The sequence below is a fragment of the Microbacterium sp. CR_7 genome (genome assembly GCF_041954755.1).
In the GTDB taxonomy this organism is placed as follows: Bacteria; Actinomycetota; Actinomycetes; order Actinomycetales; family Microbacteriaceae; genus Microbacterium.
This window is the reverse complement of the sequence record NZ_JAVAYF010000008.1, coordinates 70,186-82,353: the sequence shown is the minus strand read 5'-3', so window position 1 is coordinate 82,353 and position 12,168 is coordinate 70,186. Positions and strand designations below refer to the sequence as shown.

Below are 12,168 nucleotides of genomic sequence, written 5' to 3'. Positions count from 1 at the left end.
GCGCCATGCCCGACGCGCCCGCCCTGCATCGCGCCACGCGCACCGAGCTGTCCGGTCTGCCGGTCGAGGTCGCCCCGCTGCTCCTGGGCGGCGAGTTGCGCACCCTCGTCGCAGGGTCCGCCGTGCACCTGCGGATAACGGAGGCAGAGGCGTACCACGGTCAGGGCACGGGGCCGCTCGCCGACCCGGGTTCGCACGCCCGCATGGGCCGCACGGCGCGCAACGCCACGATGTGGGGCGAGCCGGGGCACCTCTACGTGTACCTCAGCCACGGCATCCACTCGTGCGTGAACGTCGTCTCGGGACTAGAGGGACAGGCCGGCGGGATCCTGCTGCGCGCCGGCCAAGTCGTGCACGGAGCGGATGCCGCTGCCATCCGCCGCGGCGCCGAACCGCCCTTGACACCGCGGCTGCTCCGCGATCTCGCTCGCGGACCCGGCCGCTTCGGTCAGGCGGCGGGGCTGCGGCATCCGATCCACGACGGGATCGACGCGGTCACGGGTGCCGAGCAGGAGGGTGCGCGGGCGGAGCTCTGGCTCCGCGACGAGCCGGTCGCCGACGTCGCGACGGGCCCGCGGGTCGGCGTCGCGGGAGTCGCAGGGACGGACGCATTCCCCTGGCGCTTCTGGATCGCCGACGACCCGACCGTCTCGCCCTTCCGCTGGGGGAGGGGCGCGCAGGCCGCGTCGGTCGCCGAAGCGTGACCGTGCTAGACTGAATCTTTGTCTGCGCACACTCCTGTGCGTAGTTCGTGTGCTCCCCCTCTTCTCAGCCGAGCGATCGGTGGTCGAGAGGGTGCGCGCAGACAAGGGATCTTGGGTGGGGCCGTCCGGCCTCACGGTAATGAAGGAGTCACATCATGGCAGCAGTGTGCCAGGTGACCGGTGCTGTTCCCGGCTTCGGTCACAACGTCTCGCACTCGCACCGCCGGACGAAGCGCCGCTTCGACCCGAACGTGCAGAAGAAGACCTATTTCGTCCCGTCGCTCGGTCGTAAGATCACGCTCAACGTGTCCGCCAAGGGCATCAAGGTGATCGACGCCCGCGGCATCGAGAACGTGGTCAAGGACCTCCAGGCGAAGGGTGTGAAGCTCTAATGGCCAAGAAGGCACAGGACGTCCGTCCGATCATCAAGCTGCGTTCGACGGCAGGTACGGGTTACACGTACGTGACGAAGAAGAACCGCCGCAACACCCCCGACCGTCTCGTGCTCAAGAAGTACGACCCGGTCATCCGTCAGCACGTCGAATTCCGAGAGGAGCGTTGATCCATGGCTAAGAAGAGCAAGATCGCTCGCAACGAGCAGCGCAAGGCAGTCGTGGACCGCTACGCGGAGCGTCGTCTCGAGCTGAAGAAGACCCTCGTCGACCCGAACGCGTCGGACGAGGCCCGCGAGGCCGCTCGCGTCGGCCTGCAGAAGCTGCCGCGCAACGCGTCGCCGGTCCGCCTGCGCTCGCGCGACGTCATCGACGGCCGCCCCCGTGGTGTCCTCACGAAGTTCGGCATCTCGCGTGTCCGCTTCCGTGACATGGCGCACCGCGGCGAGCTGCCCGGCGTGACCAAGTCGAGCTGGTAAGCCACAGCATCCAGTCGGAAGGGGCGAGGATCTTCGGATCCTCGCCCCTTCTGCATCCCCGGGCTCTGTCTCGCACTCACGTCGCTCGCCCCGGCGCCCGCGTCCTGTCCCCCCGGCGCGCGCACGCACAACGAAGGAGTTCGCACATATCGAAGGATCGGATGCCGCATCCGGTCCTTCGATACGTGCGAACTCCTTCGTTCCACCCCTTCTGCACCAGCGCACCGACGTGACCTCACGCCTCGAAGCCTGTGGACACCGCGGATGCTGCCACCTCCGCGTCGCAGAATCGGACGATGGATCCGCTCGCAGAGTTGTCCCGCCGCGGCGGTGTCGCTCGCACCGCATCGCTCGTCTCGGCCGGCGTCAGCGCCCACGCGCTTCGCCGAGCGAAGGAGGTCGGCGCCGTCCGCCGCATCCGTCGCGGGTGGGTGGCGCTTCCTGATGCGGATCCCCTCCTCGTCGGGGCCGCCTCGCGCGGCGTCGTGCTGAGCTGTCTCACCGCGGCGGTTCGGCACGGGCTCTGGGTGCCCGATGCGAGGCCGATCCACGTGGCCGCGCGCCCGAACGCCGCGCGCCTGGCCGTGCCCGAGGGGGTGGTCGTGCACTGGGCCGTTCCGCTCGTCGAGCGGGATCCGGATGCCGTCGTCGACGGCATCCTCAATACGCTCTCGCTCGTGGCTGCGTGCCAACCGTCGGAGACCGCGCTCGTCGTGTGGGAGTCCGCGCTCAACCGCGGCGTCGTCGACCGGGAGCAGCTGCAGCAGTTCGATCTCACCCCGGCGGCGCGGGAACTCCTCGAACACGCTCGTCCGTACTCCGACTCCGGCCTGGAGACGATCTTCGTCTCCCGCCTCCGATGGCTGCGAGTGTCGATCGTCCCTCAGGCGTGGGTGCTCGGGCACCGGGTCGACGTGCTGATCGGCGAGCGACTGGTGATCCAGCTCGACGGGGCCACTCACACGGGCGCACAGCGCACGCGCGACATCGAGCACGACGCTCAGCTCATGCTCCGCGGCTATCACGTGCTGCGTTTCTCATACGAGCAGGTCATGGAACGGTGGCCGGAGGTGCAGGCCGTGGTGATGGAGGCCGTGGCCCAGGGGCGACACCGGGCGTAGTGCGTCCGCCCCACCCCACCCGCCAACGCTCGCCCGCCCCGGCACGCCCATGCACGCCCATGCACGCACGCAACGCAGGAGATCACGCATATCGAAGGACCGGATGCCGCATCCGGTCCTTCGATACGTGTGATCTCCTGCAACACTGCAGCACCCGCTCGCCTCAGGCGGTCGCCGCGGCGTGCTCCGTCGCCCAGGCGAGGGCGTCGTCGGCGATCTCCTCCCAGCCGTCCTGGCTGACGAGGCGGTGGGTGCGGCCCGCGTACTCGCGGTACTCGACGACCGAGGGGCTTCCGGTCGAGCGGTACTTCTTGACGATCGCCCTGCCGATCGCCGGCGGCACGACGTGGTCGATCTCGCCGGTGATGACGAGCAGCGGGGCGCGGTCGGCACGCGCGTAGTCGACGTGCGTGACGCCGCCTTTTTCGTTGAGCACCGAGCTGACGCCTTCGAAGAACACCCGGTCGTAGGAGTTCACGGCGTACTCCTCCCAGAGCGCGTCCGACTCGGCGCGGCTCAGGTCGTTGCCGAAGGTGAAGTGGAAGTGGCGCTTCGACAGCGGCTTCGCACCCTTGATGCCGAACGGGTTGGACAGGATCGGTGTGCCGGTCCAGAGCGTCGAGAGCGGAAGAGCGGTCACGCCGGCCGTCTGCCCGGGGGCGACGCCGACGTAGGCGACCCCGAGTCCGCGATCGGCGAGCATCTGAGTGATGACGCCGCCGAACGAATGCCCCATGATGATCGGCTTCACCGGGAGGGCGCGGATGATGCGCTCGTAGTGATCGGCGATCTGTGCGAGGCCGATGCCCTTCAGCGCCGACGGGTCGCGGCGGATGTCGGCGACGTCGCGGTCGTCGATTCCCGGCCAGCCGGGAACGATGACCTCGTGGCCGAGCGCGCGGTAGCGCTCCGCCCAGGTGTCCCAGCTCTTCGGCGTCATCCACAGGCCGTGGATCAGGACGATCGGTGTCTTGTCGGTGGTGGCCATTTCATCTTCTCCTCTGTTCCAATCCCACCGGTGCGGGATGCGATATGGTGATAGTAGACCGAACGTTCTATCCACCGCAAGCATTCCCGAAAGACGGAAGTCGTGATCGAGGGAACGACACGACGGATGCCACGATGAGAGGGATCACCATGGACACCACGACTCCCCGGCGGCCCAGCGCCGCGCGCACGCGCCTGATCGACACGGCTACCCGTCTCTTCTACGAGGAAGGTATTCACGCGGTCGGCGTCGACCGGATCATCGAGGAGGCGGAGGTGACGCGAGCCACCCTCTACAAGCAGTTCGGCGGCAAGGAGAACCTCGTCCTCGCCTACCTCCGCAATGAGGACGAGATGCTTCGGGCGATGTTCGACGAGGCGGGGGCGGATGCCACGGGCCCGGCGACCCTCGTCGACGCCGTCATCGACGGCATCGCCGCCGACATCCGGCAGCGCCACACGCGAGGGTGCCCCTTCATCAACGCGGCGGCGGAATATCCCGACGCCGCGGGTCCGGTGCGCACGCTCATCGACGAACACCGCGAGTGGTTCCGCTCGACCCTCGAGGACGTCGCGGCAGCGGCGGGCCTTCGGCAGCCCTCGGAGGTCGCGGCATCCCTCGTCCTGCTCCGCGATGCGGCGCTCGTCGGCGGCTATCTCGACGGCGAGGACCGCGTCGCTCCGGCCTTCGAGCGCACCGCGCGGGCCGTCGTGGAAGGCCACCGAGGGGTCTGAGCGGCCCCCCGCGGGGCGTCCTCAGGCGTCACATTCGCCACATCTGCACCACGACACGCCAAGGAAAAGCCCAAAACCCGCGAAATGACGCGGAAATGTGGGTCGTCGTTGGTACATTCAAGGCGGTCACACGACCAACGGCAGGCGCCCGTCTGCCGAACCACAAACGATGCGACGGATCCGTCGCTGGAGGATGACATGGCTGACAAGTCCATCACCAAGACCGAGCTCGTCGCGAGCATCGCTTCCGCCACCGGCCAGAGCCAGGCCACCGTCTCGGGCGTTCTCGACGCGCTGTTCTCCTCGGTCTCCGACGCTGTTGCCAAGGGCAGCAAGGTCTCGATCCCGGGCTGGATCTCGTTCGAGCAGGTCGCGACCGCCGCTCGCACGGGCCGCAACCCGCAGACCGGCGCCGAGATCAAGATCCCGGCCGGCAAGCGCGTCAAGGTGACCGCCGGTTCCAAGCTCAAGGCTGCCGTCAAGTAAGACCGCACCTCTCGAAGGCCGCTCCCGATGCCTCGGGGGCGGCCTTCGGCGCGTCCTCCCCGGCCACGCGGCTTAGGCTGGAGGGGTGAGTTCCCGCGCCGTATCAGCCCCGACGAGCCCTGCCTATCGTGCAGTCGGCGTCGGCATCCTGCTCGCGGGCGGACTCGTCGCCGTGGTCGTCGCCCTGATCCTCGGCGGAGGCGCGGCCCCGTTGCTGCTCCAGGACCCCGGACCGTTCGTGCGCTGGGCGATCCCCGTCGTCAAGCTCGTCATGAACATCGCCGCCGCGGCCATGCTCGGCTCCCTCGTCCTCGCCCTGTTCGCGCTGAAGTCGGAGCAGAAGTCCTTCGAGGTCGCGCTCAACACGGCGTCCGTCGGCGCGGCGGTCTTCACGATCACCGCCGGGATCAATGCTTTCCTCACGTTCATGGCCGCGTTCAACCCGCAGTTGAGCGCCGAGCGGGAGTTCGGCACCCAGCTCGGCCGCTTCCTGCTCGAGACCGCGCTCGGTCAGTCGTGGCTGATCACGACGATCATGGGATCGGTCATCACGGTGCTCGTCTTCGCGTGGCGCAGCTGGCTGCCCACACTGCTCACGGCGATCCTCGCCGCGGCATCCTTCCTCCCGCTTGCGACGCAGGGGCACTCCGGCGAGCTGTCCGGGCACAACGTGGCCGTGAACTCGATCCTGCTGCACACGATCGGCGCGGCGGTCTGGCTCGGCGGCCTGCTGCTCGTGATCGTGCTGCGCGGTCGTTCCGACATCGGCACGGCCAAGCTCGTCGCCCGCTACTCGAGCCTCGCGATCGCCGCGTTCGTCGTCGTCGCCGTCTCGGGACTCGCCCGCTCGGTGGTCGCCCTCGGAGACATCACGCAGCTCATGACGCCGTACGGCGGCATCCTCATCGCCAAGGTCGTGCTGCTCGTCGGCATGGGACTGTTCGGCGCCTGGTACCGCATCCGCCTCATCCCGCGTCTCGACGGTGCGCAGGCGGCGCGCTGGTTCTGGATGCTGGTGCTCGGCGAGATCGCGCTGATGGGCCTCGCGTCCGGCGCCGCCGCCGCGCTCGCGCGCACGCCCCCTCCCACGGGTGAGGAGGCGGCTTTCGTGCAGACGCCGGCGGAGAACCTCACGCGCTCCCCGCTGCCGCCCGAGTTCACGATTGACCGGTGGTTCACGGCGTGGGACATCGACATCCTCTGGCTCGTCGCGGCCGGGTTCGGTCTGTTCTTCTACCTCGCCGGCGTCCGTCGCCTGCAGAAGCGGGGCGATCGCTGGCCGATCCACCGCACGGTGTTCTGGGTGCTGGGCATGATCATGCTCGTCTGGGTGACCGGTGGGCCGATCAACGCCTACCAGGAGTACCTCTTCAGCGTGCACATGCTCGGGCACATGATGCTGTCGATGGCGATCCCGCTGCTGCTGGTCTCGGGCGCGCCGATCACGCTCGCGCTGCGCGCGATCCACAAACGCGACGACGGCACCCGCGGCGGTCGCGAGTGGATCATGTGGGCCGTGCACTCGCCGTTCGCGAAGGTGGTCACGCACCCGTTCGTGGCGGCGGCGATCTTCATCGTGTCGCTCTGGGCGTTCTACTTCACCGATCTCGTGCGCTGGTCGATGTACGAGCACCTCGGTCACGAGTGGATGGTGGCGCACTTCCTCATCTCGGGCTACCTGTTCGTCATGAGCCTCGTCGGCGCCGACCCCGTGCCGTACCGGCTGCCGTACCCTGGGCGACTCATCACCCTCATCGCCGTCATGGCCATGCACGCGTTCTTCGGCATGGCGATGATGATGCAGGAGGGGCTGATGGTCGCCGATTGGTTCGGCTCGATGGGCCGTGACTGGGGGCCCAGCCCGATGGAGGATCAGTACATCGGCGGCGGCATCGCGTGGTCGATCGGCGAGATCCCCACCCTGATCCTCGCGATCACGGTGGCGATCCAGTGGAGCCGCAGCGACACCAAGCTGCAGAAGCGCCGCGACCGGCATGCCGACCGCACGGGCGACGCCGAGCTGGAGGAGTACAACGCCCGGCTCGCGGAGCTCGCCGACCGCGATCGGCGTGAGGCCGAGCGCGCGGCGCGCTAGTCCCGCGGCGCGGTCGTCCCGCAGTGCGCTAGTCCTGCGGCGCGTCCTCCGGCGACCCCACGCGGATCGACGCCGAGCCGTCCGGCAGGATCGCGATCGTCCCGTTCACCTGGAACGGCACGTCCTCCGAGACCTCCTCCACCGAGCCGTCGAAGAGGGAGCGGATCTCGACCTCGACGTGCGCGACGGCATCCGTCGGGGGGATGCTCCACTGGCCGTCGTCGGAGGGGACGACCGTGACCTGCGGCTGTGCGGCGATCGACCACTGCGGCAGCGATGCGATGCGGTTCGACACCTCGAGCCCGAACGGGCATGCCGTCGGCTGCAGCACCTCCTGCGTGGTGCACTCGGTCAGGAACTCCTCGACCCGCTGCTGCACGACCGCCACGAACTCCTCGGTCGGCTCGGTCTGCACGTCGAGGGGCGTGACGGCGAGCGGGGTGTCGGCGAGCACGCCCACCCCCGTCGACGTCGAGATCGCGGTATCGACGGTCACGGAGTAGATGCCGGGCGTGAACACCAGCATCGGAAGCGGATCGAGCGGCGCGGCATCGGCGGAGATCTGCCGTCGGTCCACCTCGAAGCCGTTGATCGCGAACCGGTCGGCCCCGCGCAGCGTGAGGTTCACGACGGCGAGCGGGCTGGTGGTGAAGCGCCAGTTCGGGGTGACCCCTGCCCAGCCGTCCTGCGCGACCGAGAACGTCGTCGTGCCCTCGTGCTCGCCCGCGCGGTACGACACCGTGACCGCCACGTGGTCGCCCTCGGGCTTCTCCGACACGACCTCGACCTGCGAGAGCGGTGCGAGCGCGGCCTGGCGCAGCATGGCTTCGGATGCCGAGACCATGATGCCCGCCTCCTCCAGCGTCTCGCTGTCGATCGCCACGCCCGGCACGCGGAGCGCGTCGGCCGCCCTGCCCTGCGTCAGCAGGTCGAGGTACCGCTCGACGAACGCGGACGGGCCGTAGAACTGCTGGTACAGCGTGACGCCGCCCGCCGCGAGGGCGGCGACGAGCACGAGCCCGACCACGGCGAGGAGCGCGAGATCGGCAGCGAGACGGGAGCGCCGGGGCGCCTTCGTCTCGACCTGCTGCATGGCGCAAGTCTAGGAGGGGGCGCTGAGGGGACGCCGAGCGTCGACGGGGGCGTCGCCTCCGTGTCAGAGGGATGCCGTGCCCCCGCGCCACGTACCATGAGAGTCGTGTCCTTCCCCGCCCTGTCAGACGAGCAGCAGGAGCTGTTCCGGCTGATCGAGGACACGAGCGAGCACGTCTTCATCACGGGACGTGCCGGCACGGGCAAGTCGACCCTGCTGCAGTACTTCTCCTGGAACACCAAGAAGCAGATCGCCATCTGCGCGCCGACCGGCGTCGCCGCCCTCAACGTCGAGGGGCAGACGATCCACTCGCTGTTCCGGCTGCCGATCGGGCTGATCGGCGACTCCGACATCGACCAGAACGACAACACCCGCCGCATCCTCAACGCGATCGAGACGCTCGTGATCGACGAGATCTCCATGGTGAACGCCGACCTCATGGATGCGATCGACCGCTCGCTCCGGCAGGCGCGCGGCAAGCGCGGCATCCCGTTCGGCGGGGTGCAGGTCGTCATGTTCGGCGACCCGTACCAGCTGGCGCCGGTGCCGCCGCGCGGCGACGAGCTCCGGTACGTGAAGGATCACTACCGGTCGTTCTGGTTCTTCGACGCGAAGGTCTGGGCCGGCTTCGACGGCGGCGATGCGGAGACCCCGTCGGGCGATGCCCTGTTCGCGGTCGACACCCGTGCGGAGCTGCATGTGCGCGAGCTCGTGCAGATCCACCGGCAGTCCGACGACGGGTTCAAGGCCATGCTGAACGCCGTGCGCTACGGCCGTGTGACCGCCGAGATCGCCGGCGTGCTCAACACGCAGGGCGCGCGGACGCCGCCCGAGCCGGAGCCGGGGGAGGTGCCGATGATCACGCTCGCGACCCGCAACGACATCGTGAACGGCATCAACAGCCGTCACCTCGCGGCGCTGCCAGGCAAGGAGCAGACCGCGAAGGCCGAGATCAATGGCGAGTTCGGCCGCGGAGAGGCGTCGCTGCCCGCCGAGACCGAGCTCAAGCTCAAGGTCGGGGCCCAGGTGATGTTCCTGCGCAACGACACCTCGATGTCGGGCGAGCCGCCACGGTGGGTGAACGGCACGATCGGCACGGTCGTGCGCATCCTCGGCGAGACCGTGCGCGTCGAGATCGACGGCGAGGAGGTCGACGTCGAGCCCGCCGTCTGGGAGCGGTTCCGCTACTCGTACGAGCCGACGACGAAGAAGCTGACGCGCGACGTCATCGCCGAGTTCACGCAGTTCCCGCTGCGTCTGGCGTGGGCCGTGACGATCCACAAGTCGCAGGGGAAGACCTACGACCGGGCGATCATCGACCTCGGATCGGGAGCGTTCGCCCCGGGTCAGACGTATGTCGCGCTGTCGCGGCTCACGTCGCTCGACGGGCTGTACCTGTCGCGCCCGCTGCGCCCGAGCGACATCCGGGTCGACGAGGACGTACGTCGGTTCATGCGCGACGCGTGGCTTGCGCGGTCGACCCCGGAGGTGGGCCGGGCCTGACGCGTCCCGGGAGGTCGTCGAGCGGGCGGAGCGAGACGAAACGCGGTGAGCTGCGTCAGGCGGCGACGCGCGCCCGGTCGAGGTCCTCGAAGAGCTCGGTGTTGAAGCGGTAGGCCAGCAGCACCTCGTCGATCACGCGCTCGCGCTCCGCGTCATCCCAGGGTGCGGCGTCGAGCTGCTCGCGGTAGACATCCTTGAAGGCATTCGGGTCGGCGATGTCGTCGAAGAGGTAGAAGCCGATCCCGTTGGTCTCGAAGCCGAAGCGGCGCGCCATGACCCGGCCGATGAAGATGCCGCCCGACAGGTCGCCGAGGTACCGCGTGTAGTGGTGGGCGACGAACCCGCCGGCCCAGGTCGCGCCGACCTGTCGGATGCGCTCGACGTAGCGCTGCGTGGTCGGCAGCGGGCTGATGAGCTCGCGCCAGTCGTCGCCGAGCAGGAACGCCAGGTCCGCCTCGAGCGCGGGGAGGCGTGTGAGCCTGTCGCTGAGGAAGACCGACGCGACGGGGTCCTGACGCATCCGGTCGCCCGCGCCCTCGAGCGCCTCGTAGATGAAGTAGTGCTGAGCGACGAGCGAGATGTAGTCCTCGCGAGACCCTTCGCCCTTGAGCAGATCGGACATGAAGCCCGCCCCTTCGCTGCGCGAATGCGAACCGGAGGAGCGCTCACGGAGGGCGGCGGAGAAGGAGAGGATCTCGGACATGCCCTCAGTGTAAGGGTTACCTAACTTGAAGCGAAACCCTCGATGTCGCCCCGCCTGCGCCCCACCCCCACGCCGAGCCACCCCCTTCGCATCGAACCACCCTCTTCCCACCGTGCCGTAGGGGGTGGCTCGGCGAGAAGGGGGTGGCTCGGCGAAACGAAAGGCGGCGCGGGTCAGTCGTGGGGCCGGGGTTCGATGCCGAGCTTCGCGCAGGCGAGGTCGTAGATCGCGACGACCTCGCGCCGCACCGCCGGACGCTCGGTGATGGGGCCGCCGGGCCAGGGGACGCGCAGCTCGGATGCCGTGCCGCCGCGGGTCACGCTCCACGTGCCTCCGTCGCCGTCGAAGCCGGTCATGGTCGACCCCGTGACCTCGCCCTCCTCCTCCGTGGAGAAGGCCCTGGCGATCAGCAGGTTGTCGTCGGTGTGGTCGCCGTTCATGTGCCGGAGGACGGCGGCGATGATGTCGGCATCGAAGGTGTGGGGCATGATCATCACCCTACGGGCACGCCCGATGCGTACTTTCAGCATCCGCGTTCTAGACTCGGGAGACACGTCTTCCGGGGGTCCCCTTCATGCAGCTTCTCTCGTCGCGCAGGTTCCGCGCAGCAGCGGCCGGCGTCGCCATGCTCGGGATCTTCCTCACCGGGTGCACGTCCGAGCCGTCGTTCAGCTACGAGCCGCCCGCTCAGGTCGACGGTGCTCTGCCCGACGACACGGTCGCGGCGATGCAGGATGCCGTGAACAACGCCCTCACTGCTTCCGGTGCGACCGGGGCCGTCGTGGGCGTCTGGGTGCCGTGGAGCGGCCGCTGGGTCACGGGTGTCGGCACGCAGGATCCTGGCGCTGGTGACGAGATCAGCACCGACATGGCGTTCCGCATCGGCGATGTGACCCGTCTGATGACCTGCGACGTGCTGTACGCGCTCGCCGACGAGGGGACTGTCGAGCTCGACGACCCCGTTCCCGACTACGTCTCGGGTGTGCCCGACATGACCGACATCACCCTGGTCGACCTGTGCAACGGCACGAGCGGCATCGGCTCGTCCGAGGCCGTCGCGAAGTCCGCGTGGCTGAACACCCCGGAGCGCGTCTGGGCTCCGCTCGAGCTCGCCTCCTACGGCCTGGGTGCCGGCCGCATCGCGCCGCACACCGCCTACCGCGAGTCCGACGCCGGGTACCTGATCCTCGGCCTCGCACTGGAGCGCGCCTCCGGGATGACGGCCGCCGAGCTGATCTCCGAGTACGTCACCGAGCCCCTCGGGCTCGCGAACACGTCGCTGCCGGGGGCGACGGCGGCGCCGCCGTCGACCGGTCCCTTCATGAACGGCCATTACCTCTCGGCGGTCGAGGGCGGCTACAACTGCGCGGCCCCCGTCGACATCACGACCCTGTCGTCGAGCACCGGGTTCACCGACTCGGGCGTCGTGTCGACCATCGAGGACCTCGGTCGGTACGCCCAGGCCGAGGCGGCCCAGGTGCTGCGGACCAAGGAGGAGCCGAACCGCTTCGGAGCCCCGCTGCCCGCTTTCGAGGGCGCGCCGTCGTGGCAGCAGGCGACCGGCGGTGCGAGCCTCGTCGGCTCGATGATCGGACAGTACGGCTGGACTCCGGGTTACGCCACCGCCGCGTACTCCGACCCGACCACCGGGTTCACGGTCGCCGTGTCGCTCAACGACTCGACGCAGGGCGGCACGATCGCCGCGTACCTCGCGTGGGAGCTCGCCGCCATCGCGTCGAAGGCCCCTGCAGCATCCGGGCAGACGGCCCCCGAGTTCGGGCTGCCGTTCACCGCGGAGCAGTACCACCAGGCGATCGCCGACACGGCCGTCGCCTGCGTCGCCCCCGCCGAGGGCTGAGCGCACCCGGCG

At 69.2% G+C, this 12,168-nt stretch carries 14 protein-coding genes; 10 read left to right on the top strand and 4 right to left on the bottom strand.

The annotated features are described in order from the left end of the window. Window positions 1-5 precede the first annotated feature (5 nt). From RAC81_RS15930 to RAC81_RS15910, 5 genes are all read left to right on the top strand, one after another. Window positions 6-704, top strand: a complete 699-nt coding sequence (locus RAC81_RS15930; RefSeq protein WP_375083259.1) for a DNA-3-methyladenine glycosylase — start codon at window positions 6-8, stop codon at window positions 702-704. A gap of 155 nt (window positions 705-859) precedes the next feature. After that, on the top strand, window positions 860-1,096 hold the full coding sequence (gene rpmB, locus RAC81_RS15925; RefSeq protein ID WP_025102729.1) for a 50S ribosomal protein L28: 237 nt from the start codon (window positions 860-862) through the stop codon (window positions 1,094-1,096). Further along, window positions 1,096-1,266, top strand: a complete 171-nt coding sequence (gene rpmG / locus RAC81_RS15920; protein ID WP_017203558.1) for a 50S ribosomal protein L33 — start codon at window positions 1,096-1,098, stop codon at window positions 1,264-1,266. The genes rpmB and rpmG overlap by 1 nt, the downstream gene beginning before the upstream one ends. A gap of 3 nt (window positions 1,267-1,269) precedes the next feature. Continuing rightward, a complete protein-coding gene (gene rpsN / locus RAC81_RS15915) occupies window positions 1,270-1,575 on the top strand; it encodes a 30S ribosomal protein S14 (RefSeq protein ID WP_067195802.1) in 306 nt (101 codons plus the stop codon). Window positions 1,576-1,871: 296 nt separating this feature from the next. Then, window positions 1,872-2,696 (top strand): DUF559 domain-containing protein, encoded by an 825-nt coding sequence (locus RAC81_RS15910; RefSeq protein WP_375083258.1) that lies wholly within the window; start codon window positions 1,872-1,874, stop codon window positions 2,694-2,696. 163 nt (window positions 2,697-2,859) lie between these two features. Here the strand turns inward: RAC81_RS15910 and RAC81_RS15905 are convergent, their stop codons facing one another. Beyond that, window positions 2,860-3,684, bottom strand: a complete 825-nt coding sequence (locus tag RAC81_RS15905; RefSeq protein WP_375083257.1) for an alpha/beta hydrolase — start codon at window positions 3,682-3,684, stop codon at window positions 2,860-2,862. A gap of 149 nt (window positions 3,685-3,833) precedes the next feature. Between RAC81_RS15905 and RAC81_RS15900 the strand changes: the two genes are divergently transcribed. The 3 genes from RAC81_RS15900 to RAC81_RS15890 all read left to right on the top strand — a co-directional run bounded on the left by RAC81_RS15900 (window position 3,834) and on the right by RAC81_RS15890 (window position 6,999). Beyond that, entirely contained in the window at window positions 3,834-4,418 is a 585-nt protein-coding gene (locus RAC81_RS15900; protein ID WP_375083256.1) for a TetR/AcrR family transcriptional regulator, read from the top strand. A gap of 198 nt (window positions 4,419-4,616) precedes the next feature. Next, complete coding sequence (locus RAC81_RS15895; RefSeq protein WP_050724056.1) at window positions 4,617-4,904, top strand: HU family DNA-binding protein; 288 nt, start codon at window positions 4,617-4,619, stop codon at window positions 4,902-4,904. 85 nt (window positions 4,905-4,989) lie between these two features. Further along, a complete protein-coding gene (locus tag RAC81_RS15890) occupies window positions 4,990-6,999 on the top strand; it encodes a cytochrome c oxidase assembly protein (RefSeq protein WP_375083255.1) in 2,010 nt (669 codons plus the stop codon). 28 nt (window positions 7,000-7,027) lie between these two features. On the opposite strand, the gene RAC81_RS15885 is transcribed toward RAC81_RS15890, so the two are convergent. Continuing rightward, window positions 7,028-8,092, bottom strand: a complete 1,065-nt coding sequence (locus RAC81_RS15885) for a hypothetical protein (RefSeq protein WP_375083254.1) — start codon at window positions 8,090-8,092, stop codon at window positions 7,028-7,030. A 105-nt stretch (window positions 8,093-8,197) separates the two neighbouring features. On the opposite strand from RAC81_RS15885, the gene RAC81_RS15880 reads away from it, so the two are divergent. Next, window positions 8,198-9,595, top strand: a complete 1,398-nt coding sequence (locus RAC81_RS15880; RefSeq protein WP_375083253.1) for an ATP-dependent RecD-like DNA helicase — start codon at window positions 8,198-8,200, stop codon at window positions 9,593-9,595. A gap of 55 nt (window positions 9,596-9,650) precedes the next feature. Here RAC81_RS15880 and RAC81_RS15875 read toward each other — a convergent pair whose 3' ends face one another. Together RAC81_RS15875 and RAC81_RS15870 are read right to left on the bottom strand one after the other, a co-directional pair. Beyond that, window positions 9,651-10,298 (bottom strand): heme oxygenase (biliverdin-producing), encoded by a 648-nt coding sequence (locus RAC81_RS15875; protein WP_375083252.1) that lies wholly within the window; start codon window positions 10,296-10,298, stop codon window positions 9,651-9,653. A gap of 173 nt (window positions 10,299-10,471) precedes the next feature. Continuing rightward, window positions 10,472-10,786 carry a DUF2470 domain-containing protein gene (locus RAC81_RS15870; protein WP_375083251.1) on the bottom strand — a complete coding sequence of 105 codons (315 nt, stop codon included), beginning with the start codon at window positions 10,784-10,786 and terminating at the stop codon, window positions 10,472-10,474. Between the two features lie 86 nt (window positions 10,787-10,872). On the opposite strand from RAC81_RS15870, the gene RAC81_RS15865 reads away from it, so the two are divergent. Then, complete coding sequence (locus RAC81_RS15865; protein WP_375083250.1) at window positions 10,873-12,156, top strand: serine hydrolase domain-containing protein; 1,284 nt, start codon at window positions 10,873-10,875, stop codon at window positions 12,154-12,156. Window positions 12,157-12,168 lie beyond the last annotated feature (12 nt).